General features: G+C 68.9%; 14 protein-coding genes. 7 read left to right on the forward strand and 7 right to left on the reverse strand.

The window, feature by feature from the left end; translation table 11 throughout:
• The first annotated feature begins 203 nt into the window (after nt 1-203).
• From IQ458_RS15880 to IQ458_RS15890, 3 genes are read left to right on the forward strand one after another with little or no spacing between them, the layout of a single operon-like run.
• Complete coding sequence (locus IQ458_RS15880) at nt 204-896, forward strand: ABC transporter ATP-binding protein (RefSeq protein ID WP_183644939.1); 693 nt, start codon at nt 204-206, stop codon at nt 894-896.
• A 12-nt stretch (nt 897-908) separates the two neighbouring features.
• Nucleotides 909-2,066, forward strand: coding sequence for an ABC transporter permease (locus IQ458_RS15885; protein ID WP_183644936.1), 1,158 nt, complete (start codon nt 909-911; stop codon nt 2,064-2,066).
• 10 nt (nt 2,067-2,076) lie between these two features.
• Nucleotides 2,077-3,384, forward strand: coding sequence for an ABC transporter permease (locus tag IQ458_RS15890; protein WP_141454165.1), 1,308 nt, complete (start codon nt 2,077-2,079; stop codon nt 3,382-3,384).
• Between the two features lie 51 nt (nt 3,385-3,435).
• Here the strand turns inward: IQ458_RS15890 and IQ458_RS15895 are convergent, their stop codons facing one another.
• Complete coding sequence (locus IQ458_RS15895; RefSeq protein WP_203323428.1) at nt 3,436-4,074, reverse strand: nucleotidyltransferase family protein; 639 nt, start codon at nt 4,072-4,074, stop codon at nt 3,436-3,438.
• The gene (locus IQ458_RS15900) at nt 4,071-5,036 is read right to left on the reverse strand and encodes an XdhC family protein (RefSeq protein ID WP_203323429.1); all 966 of its coding nucleotides are present in this window, start codon (nt 5,034-5,036) and stop codon (nt 4,071-4,073) included. The genes IQ458_RS15895 and IQ458_RS15900 overlap by 4 nt, the downstream gene beginning before the upstream one ends.
• A 90-nt stretch (nt 5,037-5,126) precedes the next feature.
• Here IQ458_RS15900 and IQ458_RS15905 point away from each other — a divergent pair, with 90 nt between their 5' ends.
• The 4 genes from IQ458_RS15905 (at nt 5,127) to IQ458_RS15920 (ending at nt 9,715) form a co-directional block, all read left to right on the forward strand.
• Nucleotides 5,127-5,582, forward strand: coding sequence for a (2Fe-2S)-binding protein (locus IQ458_RS15905; protein WP_183644927.1), 456 nt, complete (start codon nt 5,127-5,129; stop codon nt 5,580-5,582).
• A gap of 56 nt (nt 5,583-5,638) precedes the next feature.
• Complete coding sequence (locus IQ458_RS15910) at nt 5,639-7,843, forward strand: xanthine dehydrogenase family protein molybdopterin-binding subunit (protein WP_328805203.1); 2,205 nt, start codon at nt 5,639-5,641, stop codon at nt 7,841-7,843.
• A gap of 10 nt (nt 7,844-7,853) precedes the next feature.
• Nucleotides 7,854-8,432 (forward strand): hypothetical protein, encoded by a 579-nt coding sequence (locus tag IQ458_RS15915; RefSeq protein ID WP_203323431.1) that lies wholly within the window; start codon nt 7,854-7,856, stop codon nt 8,430-8,432.
• Nucleotides 8,433-8,635: 203 nt separating this feature from the next.
• Nucleotides 8,636-9,715 (forward strand): alpha/beta hydrolase family protein, encoded by a 1,080-nt coding sequence (locus tag IQ458_RS15920; RefSeq protein WP_203323446.1) that lies wholly within the window; start codon nt 8,636-8,638, stop codon nt 9,713-9,715.
• 24 nt (nt 9,716-9,739) lie between these two features.
• On the opposite strand, the gene rarD is transcribed toward IQ458_RS15920, so the two are convergent.
• The 5 genes from rarD to IQ458_RS15945 form a co-directional block, all read right to left on the reverse strand.
• The gene (gene rarD, locus IQ458_RS15925; RefSeq protein ID WP_203323432.1) at nt 9,740-10,657 is read right to left on the reverse strand and encodes an EamA family transporter RarD; all 918 of its coding nucleotides are present in this window, start codon (nt 10,655-10,657) and stop codon (nt 9,740-9,742) included.
• Nucleotides 10,654-11,556, reverse strand: a complete 903-nt coding sequence (yedA, locus tag IQ458_RS15930) for a drug/metabolite exporter YedA (protein WP_183644921.1) — start codon at nt 11,554-11,556, stop codon at nt 10,654-10,656. Before yedA ends, rarD begins: the two co-directional genes overlap by 4 nt.
• 267 nt (nt 11,557-11,823) lie before the next feature.
• Nucleotides 11,824-14,022: a carboxy terminal-processing peptidase gene (locus IQ458_RS15935; RefSeq protein WP_203323433.1), complete on the reverse strand. Its 2,199-nt coding sequence runs from the start codon at nt 14,020-14,022 to the stop codon at nt 11,824-11,826.
• Nucleotides 14,023-14,215: 193 nt separating this feature from the next.
• A complete protein-coding gene (lipA, locus tag IQ458_RS15940; RefSeq protein WP_203323434.1) occupies nt 14,216-15,250 on the reverse strand; it encodes a lipoyl synthase in 1,035 nt (344 codons plus the stop codon).
• A 407-nt stretch (nt 15,251-15,657) separates the two neighbouring features.
• Entirely contained in the window at nt 15,658-17,853 is a 2,196-nt protein-coding gene (locus IQ458_RS15945) for an AsmA family protein (RefSeq protein ID WP_203323435.1), read from the reverse strand.
• Between the last annotated feature and the right edge of the window lie 115 nt (nt 17,854-17,968).

Genomic DNA, 17,968 nt, shown 5'->3' on the forward strand with positions numbered 1-17,968 from the left:
ACGCGTGCCCGGCAGGCTCCACCGGCTGCCGATTCATGACCGCCGCCACCCGTCGGTAGCGCGGCCCGCAGGACGCCCGGGAAACCATGCCCGGGCGCGCACCAAAGTGGTTGGCTGCAACGCAAGACAACGCAATGCCGTGCGCACGGGCGACGATCACGTCGCCGGCGCGCGCCTCCGAACACCACAGAAGGGAAAACACGATGTCTTCACTGGTCACCATTCGCAACCTCGTCAAAACCTACCAGCGCGGTCCGGAAAAGGTGCAGGTGCTGCACGGACTGAACCTGGATATTCCCAAGGGGGATTTCGTCGCCCTGATGGGACCGTCCGGCTCGGGCAAGACGACCCTGCTCAACCTCATCGGCGGCCTGGACACCCCGACCTCGGGCGAAATCGAGATCGAGGGCCAGCGCATCGACAGCATGAGCGCCGCCCAGCTCTCCACCTGGCGCAGCCACCATGTCGGCTTCGTGTTCCAGTTCTACAACCTGATGCCGATGCTGACCGCGCAGAAGAACGTGGAGCTGCCGCTGCTGCTGACCAAGCTCGGCGCCGCCCAGCGCAAGCGCAACGCGGAAATCGCCCTGCAGCTGGTCGGCCTGGCCGAACGCGGCGCGCACCGTCCCAACGAGCTCTCCGGCGGCCAGCAGCAGCGCGTGGCGATCGCCCGAGCGATCGTCTCGGATCCGACCTTCCTGATCTGCGACGAACCGACCGGCGATCTGGATCGCCACTCGGCCGAGGAAATCCTGGACCTGCTGCGCCTGCTCAACCGCGAGCATGGCAAGACCATCATCATGGTCACCCACGATCCGAAGGCGGCCGAGTACGCGACCCACACCATCCACCTGGACAAGGGCGAGCTGGTCGACGCCCCTGCGCTGGCCCACTGACGGGAGGCGGCGATGAAATATCTGTCCCTGGTCTGGGCGCAGTTGTTCCGCAGCAAGACGCGGACGCTGCTGACCCTGTTGTCCGTGGTCGCGGCCTTCCTGCTGTTCGGCCTGCTGGATTCGGTGCGGGTGGCGTTCAACTCCGGCGGCAGCGTCGATGGCGCCAACCGCCTGGTGGTCGCCTCGCGCCTGTCGATCACCCAGTCGCTGCCGATCAACCTGCTGCCGCAGATCGAATCGGTGCCCGGCGTGCGCAAGGCCACCTACGCCATGTGGTTCGGCGGCATCTACCGCGATCCCAAGGATTTCTTCCCCAACTTCTCGGTGGCGCCCAACTTCTTCGACGTCTACACCGAGTACACGGTGCCGCCGGATCAGCTCAAGGCGTTCCAGGACACCCGCAACGCCGCCATCGTCGGCGAGTCGCTGGCCAAGAAGCACGGCTGGAAGATTGGCGACACCATTCCGCTGAAGGCCACCATCTTCCCGCGTGGCGGCAGCAACGACTGGCCGCTGGAACTGAAGGCCATCTTCCGGGTGAAGGATCGCAAGAACGTCGGCGCCGAGAACCAGTTGATGATGAACTGGAAATACTTCGACGAATCCAACGACTACATCAAGAGCCAGGTCAGCTGGTACACGGTGCAACTGGCCAACACCAACCAGGCCAACCAGGTGGCGCGCGCCATCGACGCACTGTCGGCCAACTCGGACCACGAGACCAAGAGCCAGACCGAGTCGGCGTTCCAGCAGGCCTTCGCCAAGCAGTTCGCCGACATCGGCCTGATCGTCACCTCGATCATGGGCGCGGTGTTCTTCACCCTGCTGTTGCTGACCGGCAACACCATGGCCCAGGCGGTGCGCGAGCGGGTGCCGGAACTGGCGGTGCTGAAGACCCTGGGCTTCAAGGACGGCACGGTGCTGACCCTGGTGATGATCGAGTCGGTGCTGCTGATCGTGCTCGGCGGCCTGATCGGCATGGGCTTGGCGGCGGTGATCATGCCGGGCCTGACCGCGGCCAGCCAGGGCGCCATCTCGCTGCCGAACGTTCCCACCCAGACCTGGCTGGTCGGGCTGGGCCTGATGGTGGTCATCGGCATCGTCGTCGGCCTGCTGCCGGCGCTGCGCGCCAAGCGCCTGAAGATCGTCGATGCACTGGCCGGACGCTGAGGAGAACGACATGCCCAACTGGATTGCAAACATCATCTCCGTCGTCGGCCTGGCCGTCTTCCTGGTGGTCTGGATCAACCTGCCGTGGTTCCTGGTACTGGGCCTGGCCGTGCTGCTGGCGCTGTGGCTGCTGCTGACCCGCGGCGGCCGGCTGGCGCTGGCCGCCGCGCGCATCGGCATCAGCAGCCTGCCGCAACGCTGGGGCGCGTCCTCGGTGATCGTGGTCGGCATCGCCGGCGTGGTCGGCGTGCTGGTCGCCATGCTGGCGATGGGCGAAGGCTTCAAGGCCACCCTCAACAGCACCGGCGACGACACCACCGCGATCGTGCTGCGCGGCGGTTCGCAGGCGGAAACCAATTCGGTCATCACCCGCGAACAGGCGCCGCTGCTGTCCAGCCTGCCCGGCGTCGCCAAGGGACCGAACGGCAAGCCACTGATGTCGGCCGAACTGTCGCAGGTGGTCAACCTGCCCAGCATGGCCGACGGCACCGACGCCAACGCGCAGTTCCGCGGCGTGGGCGAGGAGGCCTGGCTGGTCCGCGACAAGATCAAGCTGGTCGAGGGCCGCAAGTTCGGTGCCGGCCTGCGCGAGATCGTCGTCGGCCAGGGCGCGGCCACCCAGTTCCGCGGCCTGAAGGTCGGCAGCAAGCTCAATCTCGGCAACCAGGAATGGACCGTGGTGGGCCGGTTCGCTTCCGGCGACGCGCACGACTCGGAACTGTGGGGCGATGCGCAGACCCTGTCGTCCACCTACAACCGCAGCGCCTACCAGTCGATCACGGTCAAGACCGACGGCAAGGCCGGCTTCGACCAGTTCAAGGCCGCGGTCGAGGGCGATCCGCGCCTGAAACTGGACGTGGAAACCACCCGCGCGTACTACAGCAAGCAGTCCGGGCAACTGGCCACGATCATCAAATGGCTGGGCATCGTGATCGGCACCATCATGGCAATCGGCGCGGTGTTCGGCGCGCTCAACACGATGTACTCGGCGGTGGCCGGGCGCGCGCGCGAAATCGCCACCATGCGCGCGATCGGTTTCCGCGGCCTGCCGGTGGTCACCGCGGTGATGCTGGAGACGATGCTGCTGGCGCTGCTGGGCGGCGTGCTGGGCGGCGTGATCGCCTGGGCCATCTTCAACGGCTACAGCGTCTCGACCCTGGGCAGCAACTTCAGCCAGGTGGTGTTCCAGTTCAAGGTCACGCCCGAGCTGTTGTGGAACGGCCTGAAGTGGGCGCTCGGCATCGGCCTGGTCGGCGGCCTGTTCCCGGCGCTGCGCGCGGCGCGCCTGCCGATCACCACCGCGTTGCGCGCGTTGTGATCGCATCGGCGTGAACAGGAAAACGGCCGGCGCCTGCCGGCCGTTTTCGTTTCAGGGGGAAGGATCCGGCATCGCGTCCGGAACCGGATCGATCCAGCCACGTCGACGCGCTTCGCGCAGATCGTCGGGCGTGTCTATGTCGCAGGTCAGGTCCGGTACGTCGAGCAGGGCGATGTGCTCGTCTGCACGCGCCGCAAGCAGTCCGCGCAGGCCGCGATCGCCTCGCAGTGAGCTTGCCTGCGCCAACAGATCCGCCGGCACCCATGCCGGGACGCCGCGGCCCTCGCCGTGGCGGGTCGCCGCACAGCCACGGGCGATGAAGCCTTCGCGCAGCGCGGCCAGGTGCGCCGCTTCCAGCGCCGGTTGATCGCAGGCCAGCAGCAGGCAGGCGGATGACGAATCCGCGCGTGTGGACGCCAGCGTCGCCGCGGCCAGACGCAGGCTGCTCGCCAGTCCTTCTTCCCATTCGGGATTGAACAGGATGTCCGCCGGCAGATCGCGCACCGCCGCGCTCACCGCTTCCGCATGGCCGCCAACGATTACAAGCAGCCGGCGCGGCGCGGTTTCCATCGCCAGCCTGACACCACGACGGACCAGCGTCTCGCCTTCGCGGGTGAGCAGTTGCTTGGGCTGGCCGAGCCGGCGGCTGCCGCCGGCCGCCAGCACCACCGCGTCGTGCGCCGAGGTCATGCCGGCTCGCCGGCCAGCACCGCCTGCAACTGCGCGGCGATGCTGAGCGCGATCGCCTCCGGTCCCTGCCCGCCCAGGCGCAGGCCGATCGGCGAGCGCAGGCGATGGCGCAGGCGTTCGCGGGTCGGCGCCGGCAGCACCTTGAACAGATCGTCGCGGCGGCGCCCCGGTCCGAGCAGGCCGATGAAGGGCAGCTCGGTTTCGGCCAGCGCCGCCAGCGCCTCGCGATCCAGTTCGAAGTGGTGGTGCATCACCAGCGCGGCCGCATGGCCGTCGGCACGCGCGGCCGCGTCGGTGGGCGACACGTCCCAGGCCAGATCCGCCAGCGCGGCGTGCGGCTGCCAGCGCGGGCGGCGTTCGGCCAGGGTCACCCGCCAGCCCAGTTCGCGCAGCCAGGGCACCAGCAGCGGCGTCTCCGGGCCGGCACCGCAGATCAGCACCTTCGGCGCGGGCCGGATCGCCAGCCCGTAAGCCGGCCGTTGCGGCGTCTCGGCGCCAGCGGTTACCGGCAATCTCCAGTGCGCCTGGCGCGCGCCGATGCCGGCACGCACTTCGCCGCTGGCATCGAAGGACCAATGCAGTGTTTCGCCGCCCCGCTGCCAGTCTTCCAGCAACGCCGCCAAGCCTGCCAGCCGGGCCAGCGGCAGCAGCGCCAGGTGCAGGCGTCCGCGGCAGCCGACCGCGGATCCGGACAGCAGGTCCTCGTCGTCGCGGGTGTCGATGTCCATCCAGTCCAGCGCGCCCGCGTCGGCCGCGGCCAGCGCGCGGCGCTGGATGTCCGGCTCCAGGCAGCCGCCGCTCAACCAGCCGGTCTGGCCGTCGCGCGCACTGAACAGGGCCATCGCCCCGGCGTGCACGTAGGTCGATCCCTCGGTGTCCACCACCACCGCCAGGCCCGCGCCGGCATCGCCGGTCGCCACGGCCCGCAGGGCGGCTTCCAACACCTTGCGCTGGCTGGACATGGGCCTCCGAAAAAAGTCGCCGGATGTCTTGGCAATGTCGCATCCGCGGGCGTAATGTGCCAACTCCCCAGCCGACGCCAGGGATCGAGCATGAAACTGCACGTGAATGGTTCCGAGCACGAGGTCGCGGCGCCGCCCGACATGCCGCTGCTCTGGGTCCTGCGGGACCTGATGAAACTCACCGGCACCAAGTTCGGTTGCGGCATCGCCCAGTGCGGCGCCTGCACCGTGCACATCGACGGCGTCCCCTTGCGCGCCTGCGTCACCCCGGTCTCCGCGGTGGCCGGCAAGAAAATCACCACCATCGAAGGCCTGTCATCCGATGGACGCCATCCGGTGCAGCAGGCGTGGGCCGAACTGGACGTGGTGCAGTGCGGCTACTGCCAGTCCGGCCAGATCATGACCGCCGCCGCGCTGCTGGCGGTGGTGCCCAGCCCCACTGATCAGGACATCGACCAGGCGCTGGCGGGCAATCTCTGCCGCTGCGGCACCTACCCGCGCATCCGCGCGGCGGTGCACCGCGCCGCGCAGTTGGGCAAGGCCTGATTCCTCTTCCCCCCGCGCCGGACCACAAGGGCCCGGCATCCGATCGGAGAATGTTCGTGGACGCCAAGCCTGCGGATTCCGTCGCTTCCTCTTCCCGCCGCCAGTTCCTCAAGGCCGGCGCCGTCCTCGGCGGCGGCCTGGTCATCGGCTTCATCGTGCCGGCCGCCGGCCGCTTCGCGCTGGCGCAGAACGCCGCCGCCGCGCCGGTCTCGGTCGCGCCGTTCGCGCCCAACGCCTTCCTGCGCATCGCCGCCGACGACAGCATCACCGTGCTGCTGTCGCACTCGGAAATGGGCCAGGGCATCTGGACCACGCTGCCGATGCTGATCGCCGAGGAGCTGGATGCGGACTGGACGAAGATGAAGGTCGAGCACGCACCAGCCGCACCGGCCTACGCGCATACCGCCTTCGGCATGCAGATGACCGGCGGCTCGACCAGCACCTGGTCCGAGTTCGATCGCTACCGGATGGCCGGCGCCACCGCGCGCGCATTGCTGCTGCAGGCCGCGGCCACGCGACTGGGCGTGCCGGTGGCCGAACTGAAAACCGAGAACGGTGTGGTGGTGCATGGCGACCAGCGCCTGCGCTACGGCGAACTGGCCGACGCGGCCGGGCAGCTGAAGGCGCCGGATCCGAAGACGCTCACCCTCAAGGATCCCAAGGATTGGAAGCTGATCGGCAAGGGCGCCAAGCGCCTGGACACGCCGGAGAAGATCACCGGTCGCGCGATCTTCGGCATGGACGTGCAGTTCGACGGCCTGCTCACCGCGGTGGTCGCGCGCGCGCCGGTGTTCGGCGGCACGGTGAAATCGTTCGACGCGACCGCCGCCAAGGCGGTGCCCGGGGTCCGCAACGTGGTGCAGGTGCCCAGCGGCGTGGCGGTGATCGCCGATCACTACTGGGCCGCCTTGCAGGGCCGCAACGCGCTGAAGGTGGAATGGGATCGCGGCCCGCACGCGGATCTGGACAGCGCGCGGCTGCGCGAACAGTTCGCCACGCAGGCGCGCACGGCCGGTGCGGTGGCGGTGCAGGCCGGCGATGCGGCCGCGGCGATGGCGCAGGCGGCCAAGTTGGTGGAAGTCGAGTACAGCGTGCCCTACCTGGCGCACGCACCGATGGAACCGCTCAACTGCACGGTGAAGATCGCCCCCGAAGGTTGCGACATCTGGACCGGCACCCAGTTCCAGACCGTCGACCAGCAGGTCGCCGCGCGCATCACCGGGCTGAAGCCGGAACAGATCCGCATCCACACCACCTTCCTCGGCGGCGGCTTCGGCCGGCGCGCGACGCCGGTGTCGGACTTCGTGTCCGAGGCGGTGGAAGTGGCCAAGGCCGCCAAGGCGCCGGTCAAGACGGTGTGGCCGCGCGAGGACGACGTGCGTGGCGGCTACTACCGCCCGGCCTATGTGCAGCGCGCCAAGGTGGGCCTGGCCGCGGACGGCACGCCGGTGGCCTGGCAGCAGGTGATGGTCGGCCAGTCGATCACCGCCGGCACGCCGTTCGAGCCGTTCACGGTGAAGAACGGCATCGACGCGACCTCCGTGGAAGGCGTGGCCGATTCGCCGTACGTGCTGGGCACGCCCGCGCACCGGGTGGATCTGCATTCGCCCAAGACCGGCATACCGGTGCTGTGGTGGCGCTCCGTGGGGCACAGCTACAACGGCTTCGTGATGGAAAGCCTGGTCGATGAACTGGCGCACGCAGCGGGGCAGGATCCGCTGGAATACCGCCGGCGCCTGCTCAAGGATCATCCGCGCCACCTGGCCGCGCTGAACCTGGCGGCGGAGAAATTCGGCTGGAGCAAACCGGCGGCGAAGGGACGCGGCCACGGCATCGCCGTGCACGAATCGTTCGGCAGCTACGTCGCGCACGCGGCTGAGGTCTCGGTCGACAACGGCGTGATCAAGGTCCATCGCGTGGTCTGCGCGATCGACTGTGGCCTGGCGGTGAATCCGGACAACGTCAAGGCGCAGCTGGAAAGCGGGCTGGCGTTCGGCCTGGGCGCCGCGCTGCACGGGCGCATCACCTTCAAGAATGGCGAGGTGGAGCAATCCAACTACCACGACTATCCGGTGCTGCGTCTGCCCGAGATGCCGGTGGTGGAAGTGCACATCGTGCCGAGCACGGACAAGATGGGCGGCGTGGGCGAACCCGGTACGCCGCCGATCGCGCCGGCAGTGGCCAACGCGGTGTTCGCGCTCACCGGCCAGCGCCTGCGTGATCTTCCCTTCACCCTGGCCCCCGCGGCCAAGCCCGCCTGAGGATCCGACGATGCGCGCCGCCGCCCTCTTCTTCATCGCCTTGCTGTCGTTGCTGCTGGCCGCCTGCGGCCCGCGCATCAGCGCCGAACAGAAGGCGCAGGCACTGCAAGCCTTCGCCACCGTCGAGCAGGTGTTCCAGCATCCACGTTGCAGCAACTGCCACATTCCCGGCGATCAGCCTTTGCAGTTCGACAGCCAGACCCCGCACATGATGAACGTGGTGCGCGGTCCCGAAGGCAAGGGCGCGCCCGGCCAGCCCTGCTCCACCTGCCACGGCGAAGCCAATCCGCCGGCCGGCTACAGCGCGCACGCGCCGCCGGGCGCACCGCACTGGCAACTGCCGCCGCCGGATCACAAGATGGCCTGGATCGGCCTGCCGGCCCACGAGCTGTGCGCGATGATCCAGGACCGCAAACTCAATGGCGATCGCGACATGCCCGCGCTGATCAAGCACGTCGCCGAGGACAAGCTGGTGCTGTGGGGCTGGAACCCCGGCGGCAACCGTGCCCCGGTGCCAGTCCCGCACGACAAGTTCGTCGCCGCCTTCAAGACCTGGGCCGACGCCGGCGCCCCCTGCCCCTCCCCGTAGAGCCGAGCTCGCTCGGCGGCTCTTCGCACCCATCCACCCGCCGCGCCCTCGCGGCGCGGTGCGCCCTTTCCGCGCCAACCGCCCACCCGCCAGGCAAATCCCGGCTTAACCGTCATCTTTCTGTCATCGTTCTGCGATAGCGGCGACGGCTCCCGCGCCGGTAAGGTGCGCGACCGCTGTCCCTCCCCCCGATGATCGCCATGCTGCTGCGCCTGATCGCGCTGGCCTGCGTCTGCCTGTCGCTGGTCGGCTTCACCACTGCCCATCTGCCCGCCCTGTCGCTGAGCGAACGCCTGGCCGCGCCCGGCGGCGTGTCGCCGCTGCTGCCGCGCGATCGCATCGAGGCGATGTTCGCGCGCCTGCCGCATCGCGAGGGCTTCGTGCCGGTGAATGGCGTGCCGCTGTACTGGCGCGCGCTGGATCCGGGCGACTACGGCCTGCGCTACCGCTATGCCGGCGGCACCGCCGCCAACCGCATGGATTTCCAGCTCGACTTCGACGCGGCGGCCAGGCCGTCCGCGCAGAAGCCGCGCGGCACCGTCGTGCTGCTGCACGGCTGGATGATGGACGGCGGCTCGCTGCTGCCGTGGGCGCTGGAACTGGCCCAGGCCGGCTACCGCACCATCAGCGTGGACCTGCGCAACCACGGCCGTTCCGGCGTCGCGCCGTCCGGCTACGGCACCCGTGAGGGCGAAGACGTCGTGGCGATGCTGCGCGCGCTGCGCGAGCGCGGCGAGGTCACCGGTCCGCTGCACGTGATGGGCGTGTCCTACGGCGCGGCCACCGCCATCTTCACCGCGCGCGATCTCGGCGTGCAGGCCGGCGGCGTGGTGGCGATGGAATCCTTCGACAACGCCGGCAGCGCGATCCGCGACATGGTGCCGCACATGCTCACCCGCCCGGCGTCGAACTGGCGCGATCGCCTGGCCCTGCCACTGGCGCGCTGGCGCTACAGCGGCGACAGCCTGAACGTCGCCATCGCCCAGGCCGACCGCAAGCTCGGCCTGGAACTGGACAAGGTGGACGTTGGCGCGGCACTGGCGCAGGCGCCGGCCTGCGTGCTGCTGATCCATGGCGACGCCGACCGGCACATTCCGGTCGCGCATGGTCGCCTGCTCGCGGCGGCGTCCAAGCGCGCCCGCTACCTGGAAATTCCCGGCGAGGATCACCTGAGCCTGCCGATGCGGCTGGATCGGCTGGCGCCGACGGTGATCGACTGGTTCGAGCGCACGCCAACGGCGACGCCGGCCTGCCCGCAACCGCTGGCGCCGGGCCGCGCCTGAGCGCGGCGCATCACTCCGAGCGCGCTACTCGGTGACCGTGACCGCCACCGGCGGCCGCTGGCGCGAACGCCACAGCCCGTCGCCGGCGAAAATCAGCAGGCCGGTCCAGATCGCGGCAAAGCCCAGCGCCTGCGCCGCGCCGAACGGCTCGCGGAACACGAACACGCCGATCAGGAACTGGATGCTCGGCGCGATGTACTGCAGCAGCCCCACCACCGTCAGCGGAATCCGGCGCACGCCGTAGGCGAAGCCGATCAGCGGAATGGCGGTGACCACGCCGCCGAAGATCAACAGCAGATCGATCTGCCAGCCCCAGCCCTGCAGGAAGCCGCCACCGTGGCCGTTCTCGCCCCAGGCCACGAACGCCAGCGCCGGCAGGAACAGGTACAGGCTTTCCACGCCCAGCCCGGCCACCGCGTCGACCGCCACCAGCTTGCGCACCAGCCCGTACATGCCGAACGACAGCGCCAGTCCCAGCGCGATCCACGGCGGCGAACCGGCCTGCCAGGTCAACCAGGCCACGCCGATCAGCGCGAAGCCCACCGCGATCCATTGCAGGCGGCTCAGCCGCTCGCGCAGCACCAGCACGCCCAGCAGCACGTTGAGCAGCGGGTTGATGAAGTAACCCAGGCTGGTCTCGACCACGTGGCCGGCGTTGACCGCCCAGATGTACAGGCCCCAGTTGAACGCGATCAGCAGGCTGCTCAGTCCCAGCGCGGCCAACGCACGCGGCTGGGCGCGAATCGCGCGCAGCCAGCCCAGGCCGTTCTTCAGCACCAGCCAGCCGATCACCAGCAACGCGCTCCAGACAATCCGGTGGGCGATGATCTGGAACGAGGGCACCACCTTGAGCAGGTGCCAGTACAGCGGTACCACGCCCCACAGGACGAAGGTCAGGCTGGTGATGACCAGCCCCTTGCGATCGATACCGTGCTGGCTCACGAGCGCTTCGCCTTCGCCAGGGTGATCACCACCACGCCCAGCAGGATCAACGCCATCGCGCCCAGGTCATGGGCGCTGAAACTCTCATGGGCGATCCACGCGCCCAGCGCCACGGCGATCACCGGGTTGATGTAGGCGTAGCTGCCGGCCACCGCCGGACGCACGTTGTGCAGCAGCCAGACATAGGCGCTGAAGGCGACGATGGAACCGAACAGCGCCAGGTAGCCCACCGCCAGCGTGCCCTGCAACGTCGGCCACTGGGTGAAACGCTCGCCGATCGCCGCGCCCACCACCAGCATGATCACGCCGCCGCACACCATCTGCGCGGCTGCCGACATGAACGGCGACGGCAGATCGCGGCCGCGGCTCCACACCGAACCGTAGGCCCAGGCGATCGGCGCGATCAGCAGCATGATCAGGCCCTTGGGACTGGCGGTCAGCGCGCTGCCGGAGTTGAGCCAGACCACGCCCAGGAAACCAATCACGATGCCCGCCCATTCGGCGCGGCTGGGATGCTGTCCGCGCATGGCGCCGAACAGGCCCATCCATAGCGGCATCGAGGCCACCGCGACCGCGGCCAGACCGGAGGACACGGTCTGCTCGGCCACGCACACGAAGCCGTTGCCGAACAGCAGCAGCGCCAGCGCCATGAAGGCCACGTTCTTCCATTGCGCGCGGGTCGGCGCGGCATAACCGCGCCAGCGCAGCACCGCGTACATCAGCGTGCCGGCGACGATGAAGCGGCCCCCGGCCATCAACAGCGGCGGATAGCCGCCTTCCAGGGCCAGGCGGATACCGAGATAGGTGGAGCCCCAGACGACATAGACCAGGGCCAGGGCGACGACGACGGCGACGCCACCGCGCGCGGGCGCGGCGGTGCTGGAAGCGGAGGAGTTCATGGGGGAGGCGCCAAGCGTATTGACGCTTATTCTAGGCCAGCCCCGACGGCCACGGCGCGGCCCCACCGTTGAAAGCTTTCACGGTCCGCCTTTCATCTGGCTCAAGTCTCCCGCCCCATCCTTGTAGGAGCAACGTAAGTCGCGACCGTAAACCCCTTCCCCGGCGTCCCGGAAAACAACCCAACACCCCACCCCGCCGCGAGAACCCCAAAAAAAAGCGCGACCCGAAGGCCGCGCTTTTCTCATCTCTACAAACCACGCCCGGCTTCAATCCGCCCAGCGCCCCGGTCCCGTCGATTCCGGCAGCACCTGCGCCGACAGCTTGCGGTCCTGGTTCAACACGCCGATGGCGTCACCCAGGATCGCCGCCGATTCGCGCAGCAGCGGATCCGGACGCTTGTCGACCAGCTTCTCGCGGGCGGCGTCCTTGACGATGTCGCGCTCGCTCGCGCCCAGGCCGTCGTCGGCCAGATCGTCGGCCAGCGGATCCAGCGCCAGTCCCAGCGCCTTGCGTTCGGCTTGGCGGGTCTTGCGCAGGGTGTCCTGCTTGTCGCGTTCGGCGCGGCGCTCGGCCTCGTTGAGCGAGACGTACTTCTTGGCCGCCTCGGCGCGGAACGTCGCCACATCCTCGGTCCACCACTGGAATTCCTTGTCCTTGGCCACGCGCGAGGCGTGCAGGGCTTCCAGCTTCGGCAGCAGCGGCGCGAAGTTGCCGTACTGGGTGTGCGGTACCGCGGCAATGCGGGTCCACGGCAGCGCGTTGTCGTAGGTGCTCTCGCCGTATTCGCTGGCGTCCACGCTCACCGGGAACGCCAGATCCGGCACCACGCCCTTGTGCTGGGTGCTGCCGCCGGCCACGCGGAAGAACTGTGCGATGGTCAGCTTGACCTGGCCGAAGCGCGCGGTCTCGTTGGCCGGCCAGCGATCCAGATCCACCATGTTCTGCACGGTACCCTTGCCGAAGCTGGTCTCGCCGATCACCAGGCCACGGCCGTAGTCCTGGATGGCGCCGGCGAAGATCTCCGAAGCCGAAGCCGAACCGCGGTTGATCAGCACCGCCAGCGGACCGTCCCAGGCCACGCCCGGCTTGCGATCGCTGTTGACGGTGACGCGACCGCCGGACTCGCGCACCTGCACCACCGGGCCCTTGTCGATGAACAGGCCGGTCAGCTCGACGGCCTCGTCCAGCGAACCGCCGCCGTTGTTGCGCAGGTCCATGACCACGCCGTCGACGTCCTGGGTCTTGAACTGGGCCAGCAGCTTGGCGATGTCGCGGGTGGCCGAGGTGAAGTCGTTGGGATTGCGGCGACGCCCCTCGAAGTCCTGGTAGAACGCCGGGAGCTTGATCACGCCGATGCGCCGCTGCGGCTCGCCGTTGGCGGCCGGCAGGGTGATGGTCTCGGCCTTGGCCGCCTGCTCCTCCAGCTTGACCTTCTGGCGGGTGATGGTGACCTGCGCGTGCTTGCCGTCGATGCCGGATTCGACCGGGATGTATTCGATCCGGACCTGGGTGTCCTTCTTGCCGCGGATCTGCGCGACGACATCATCGATGCGCCAGCCGATCACGTCGGTCATCGCGCCGGACTTGCCCTGGCCGACCGCGACGATGCGATCGCCGACCTTGAGCTTGCCGCTCAGATCCGCCGGGCCGCCGGGCACGATCTCGCGGATCGCCACCAGATCGTCCTGCCGCTGCAGCACCGCGCCGATGCCTTCCAGCGACAGCGACATCGACTGGTTGAAGTTCTCGGCGGTGCGCGGGGTGAAGTAATCGGTATGCGGGTCGATCGCGCCGGTGTAGCTGTTGAGGAAGGCCTGGAACACGTCCTCGCTCTTGAACTCGTCGACGGTGCGCTGCAGGTTGGCGTAGCGCTTGTCCAGGGTCTTGCGGATGTCCTCGGGCTTCTTGCCGGCCAGCTTCAGGCGCAGCCAGTCGTTCATCACCGACTTCTTCCACAGCGCATCCAGTTCCTCGGTGCTGGCCGCCCACGGGGCGTCCTTGCGGTCGTACTCCCAGCGCTGGTCGCCGCTGAAGTCGAAGTCCTGCTTGAGCAGCGAGCGCGCGTAGGCCACGCGCTGCTGCACGCGCTGGCGGTAGATGGTGAAGACGTCGTAGGCCGGATCCAGTTCGCCGCTGCGGACCGCCTCGCCCATCTGCGCCTTGAGCGGCGCGAACTTGGCCACGTCGGCGGCGGTGAAGAACTGCTTGCCGCCGTCCAGCGCTTCCAGGTAGCGCTTGAAGATGTCCGCCGACAACGTTTCATCCAGCGCGCGCGGGCGGTAGGCGTAGCGGCTGTCGGACAGCAGGCCGTAGACCAGCTTGGAGGTGGTGGCCTGATCCGCGGTGGGCGCGGTCGGCAGCGCGACGCGGTTGTCGCCATCGCCATCGCCACGCGCCAGCAGCGCCAGCGGCGACGCCAGCGCCAGGGACAGCAGGAAGACGGCGGGGACTTTCTTCACTTTCATCGGGTACTCGCGGCCCGGAGGCCTTGCAGGAGAACGGCGGGGACATCTGACAGCCAGACAGTGCCCAAAGTTGCGGCGCTTGTCATCCCTGTCTTTCGGCAGGCGGATGGGCCTGCCGAAAGAGACCCTAACCCCGGGCCCGTAGAGAAAAGTGAACCTGTTTCGGCTGGCCGTCCGTCGGCCAACCCGCGGTTCAGCCGGCAGCGGCGTTGCGGACGCTGGCCGCGGCCTCGGCGGCCTGGCGATCGGCGTGGTAGGACGAACGCACCAGCGGGCCGGAGGCGACGTGGCTGAAACCCAGCTCGTTGCCGTAGAGCTCCAGCTCCTTGAACTCTTCCGGCGTCCAGTAGCGCATCACCGGGTGATGGTGCGCGGTGGGCTGCAGGTACTGGCCGATGGTGACCATCTCCACGTCGTGCGCGCGCAGGTCGCGCAGGGTCGCCTTCACCTGCTCCATGGTCTCGCCCAGGCCCAGCATGATGCCGGACTTGGTCGGCAGCTCCGGATGCTGCTGCTTGAACTTCTGCAGCAGGGTCAGCGACCACTGGTAGTCGGCGCCGGGGCGCACGTTGGGGTACAGGTCCGGCACCGTCTCGATGTTGTGGTTGAACACGTCCGGCGGATTCACCGCCAGGATTTCCAGCGCCCGGTCCATGCGGCCCTTGCCGCGGAAGTCCGGGGTCAGGATCTCGATGCGGGTGCCCGGCGAATGCTCGCGGATGGCCGCGATGCAGTCGACGAAATGCTGGGCGCCGCCGTCGCGCAGGTCATCGCGATCCACGCTGGTGACGACGACATACTTCAGGCCCATGTCGGCCACGGTATGCGCCAGGCTGAGCGGCTCGGACGCATCCGGCGGCTTGGGCCGGCCGTGGGCGACGTCGCAGAAGGAACAGCGGCGGGTGCAGACCTCGCCCAGGATCATGAAAGTCGCGGTGCCGTGGCCGAAGCACTCGTGGATGTTCGGGCAACTGGCCTCCTCGCACACCGTGACCAGCCGGTTCTCGCGCAGCTTGGCCTTCAGCCGCGCCACCGAACCGTCGCTGGGAATGCGCACGCGGATCCACGACGGCTTGCGCAGCACCGGCGCGTCGGCGAACTGCACCGGCGAACGGGAAATCTTGTCGCCGCCCAGCTGCTTGACGCCCGTTTCCAGCGGGGCGGAGGCGGTGGCGGCGGCGGTGGAAACGACCTGGAGGGGAATCTGGCGCGGGGAGGACTCGTTCATGGCGTGAATTCTACGCCTCCCCCACCCCACCAACAGCCGCGATTGCCAACCCGACCGGAATCCAGCATTGCAACGACGCCGCGCCCTTGCGAATCCCGGATCCCAAATCCCGAATCCCGGACAATAAAAAAGCCCGCAATGGCTAGGCCAGTTGCGGGCTTGCTCCCTCCCCCACGTCGGGATGCGGGGCCATCGTGAAGGAGCGGTTGCGGGGCTTGCACGCTGCACTGCAAAACAAAACCGGGCAGTACATTTGAGCCGGGAACGGGGTTTTTCCGAAAAGCCTTGTTCTGCTTGGATGTTACCGATGCCAGACCAATTTTCGGGCCGATCCTGTAACCGGTTTCACGATTCACACGGCTGAAACCTGAATAGGGGCCAAACCGTTCAACTGCGCAAAACGGTCCTCAACGCATCAGATCCGGCTGCCCCTGGTACCACTCCCGCGCCTTCACCAGGTGCCAGCGGCGGGCATTGTCCTGCAATTCCAGCCCCGCGCTGAGCACGCCCCAGCGCGCGTAGAGCTGGCCGCTGCGACGCGGGCCCTGCAGGCGCAGCCGGGCCTGCAGGTCGAAACGGTCGTTGTTCGCCTTCACCCGGTCCAGCACCAGCACGTCGTCGCGCCACTGCACGCGGCCATCGGCCTGCGCCTGGCCGGCGTCGACCAGCCGGTAGACCCATTTGGGGTAGTCCTTCTTGCGCGAGAACAGCGCCAGCAGGAAACCCACGTCCTTCATCTGCACCGCCGCGCTGCCTCCGGCGCTGAGCGGGCGATCCACGTCCAGGCGCGCGCGATCCAGCCGCAGCTTCGCCCACCAGCCGCTGCGCGCATCGCCGCCGGGTTCGCGGAAACCGAGGTTGCGGAACTGCACGGTACTGCCGTCGGCGACGAACGCGCGCCGTCGCAGATCCGCGCGGCGCAGGGCCAGGCCGATGTCCACGTCGCCACGCAGATCGATTCCGGCCAGATGCATGCGCGCGCCGCGCCCGGTGATGCGCAGGCGGCCGTGGCCGACATCGCCGGCGGTATCCAGCGACAGATCGCCGCTGAGGAAACCGGCGCCGCCGTCGAAGCGCATGTGCCGGCGCGGCAGGTACGGGTTGTAGACGCGCAGGTCCGGCACGTTGGCGTTGTCGAACACCACCCGCCCGCGCATCGCGTTGCGCAGGTCCTGCAAGGGGCCATCGGCGTTGAGGAACAGGCGCAGGTTGCGACCCTGCACATAGGGACGCTGCGGTGCGCGCACCGAGGCGACATGGAATTGCTCCATCACTGCCTGCAGCCGCGGCACCAGTTCGCCCTTGGGACCGGCGTCCAGGCGGATATCGGCGTGGGCGCGGCCGCGGATGCGGTTGCCCATCACATCGGCCACCGCGTCCACCTCCGGCACGCCGATGCGGCTGCCGGCGGCCAGTTGCCCGTTCACCACCTGCACGTCGGCATCCACGTCCCCCGCGCCTTCCAGTTGCAGCCATGGCGTCCGCGGAAACAGGCTGGTGATCCAGTGCAGCGAGGAGAACCGCCAGCGCCCGACCACGTGCCCGGACGCGCGCGGCAGCAGCGAGGGGAAATCTCCCAGCGGAAGCTCGCGCCCGCGCAGGCGCAGATCCGCGTCCACCGACATCCGGCCCTGGGCGAGCGGCGGCGCCTTCACCTTCAGCGCGATGTCCTGGCGATCCACCGCCAGCGCGATGCCCAGCGCGTCGGTGCGGGAGACGCCGGATGCGTCGCTGCCGCCGATCGGCATGCTCCATTGCAGGCGGCTGCCCGGCGTGAGCGCGCCCCTGGAGAAACCGAGCTCGATATTGGCCTGGCCGCGCCCGGGCACGAGCGCGAGGGTGACGCCGCCCGGCACCGGAGTGACGTCGATGGCGCTGGTGATGCCGCGCAGCTTCAGCCGCGCGTCGGTCTTGAGCAACTTGCGCAGGCCCGGCGCCTCCTCGCGGCGGTGCCTGGCGATCGCGAAGGTGGCTTCCAGCTCCGCCTCGCGCAGCACCTCCTCGCCATCACGGGCCAGGCGCGCCTTGCGGAACGCCGCGCGCGAGGGCAGCAATTCCATTGGCCCGCCGCGAAGTTGCTTGACGAAACCGACCTGTGCGCTGCCTTCACCGTCCAGGCGCAGGCCGTCGAACTCGCCGCGGGTCAGGCTGTCACTGGTGATGCGATCGAAGCGCAACACCCAGCCGCCATCGCGCGGCGGCGGCACCGGCAGCTCGCGTTCGGCGCGATGGACGCCGCCGCTCACGCCGTCGGCCTGTACCCACGGCACGTGCAGTTCCCGTCGCAGCAGCGGCCACAACGCAATCTCGCCCTGCACCGCGCTGGCCTGCGCCTGCCAGGCGATGCGCCGCACCTGGCCCTGCAGTTTCACCTCGCGCAGGCTGACCCGTCCGGGCCACCAGCTGTGACCGCCGGCCCAATGCATCTGGAATTTCTCCGGCTTGCGGTTGAGCGTGCGCTCGCCCAAAGCGGTGTTGATCCACAGATTGGCCGCGGCCAGGTACAGCGCGTACAGCGCCAGCAGGGCCAAGGCCGCGCGCAGCAGCCAGCGGCGTGTGCTGCTCCAGCGGGGGGCGAGCCCGGAAATCGACGTCCTGTTCATGCGCACAGCATGCCCGAACCACGGGACACGAAACATCGCATGCGGTGTATTCCCCGATCGTCTTGGCCCCCGGGCCGGGTCCGCGGGCGATAATGCGCGCTTTCCGCTTTCTGGT

Origin of the sequence: Pseudoxanthomonas beigongshangi (genome assembly GCF_016820515.1) — a bacterium.
GTDB lineage: Bacteria > Pseudomonadota > Gammaproteobacteria > Xanthomonadales > Xanthomonadaceae > Pseudoxanthomonas_A > Pseudoxanthomonas_A beigongshangi.

What these genes read in the sequence shown, in the direction of transcription:
- IQ458_RS15880 (WP_183644939.1), top strand. Translation starts at nt 204, where the DNA reads ATGTCTTCACTGGTCACCATTCGCAACCTCGTCAAAACCTACCAGCGC.
- IQ458_RS15885 (WP_183644936.1), top strand. Translation starts at nt 909, where the DNA reads ATGAAATATCTGTCCCTGGTCTGGGCGCAGTTGTTCCGCAGCAAGACG.
- IQ458_RS15890 (WP_141454165.1), top strand. Translation starts at nt 2,077, where the DNA reads ATGCCCAACTGGATTGCAAACATCATCTCCGTCGTCGGCCTGGCCGTC.
- IQ458_RS15895 (WP_203323428.1), bottom strand. Translation starts at nt 4,074, where the DNA reads ATGACCTCGGCGCACGACGCGGTGGTGCTGGCGGCCGGCGGCAGCCGC.
- IQ458_RS15900 (WP_203323429.1), bottom strand. Translation starts at nt 5,036, where the DNA reads ATGTCCAGCCAGCGCAAGGTGTTGGAAGCCGCCCTGCGGGCCGTGGCG.
- IQ458_RS15905 (WP_183644927.1), top strand. Translation starts at nt 5,127, where the DNA reads ATGAAACTGCACGTGAATGGTTCCGAGCACGAGGTCGCGGCGCCGCCC.
- IQ458_RS15915 (WP_203323431.1), top strand. Translation starts at nt 7,854, where the DNA reads ATGCGCGCCGCCGCCCTCTTCTTCATCGCCTTGCTGTCGTTGCTGCTG.
- yedA (WP_183644921.1), bottom strand. Translation starts at nt 11,556, where the DNA reads ATGAACTCCTCCGCTTCCAGCACCGCCGCGCCCGCGCGCGGTGGCGTC.
- IQ458_RS15935 (WP_203323433.1), bottom strand. Translation starts at nt 14,022, where the DNA reads ATGAAAGTGAAGAAAGTCCCCGCCGTCTTCCTGCTGTCCCTGGCGCTG.
- lipA (WP_203323434.1), bottom strand. Translation starts at nt 15,250, where the DNA reads ATGAACGAGTCCTCCCCGCGCCAGATTCCCCTCCAGGTCGTTTCCACC.
- IQ458_RS15945 (WP_203323435.1), bottom strand. Translation starts at nt 17,853, where the DNA reads ATGAACAGGACGTCGATTTCCGGGCTCGCCCCCCGCTGGAGCAGCACA.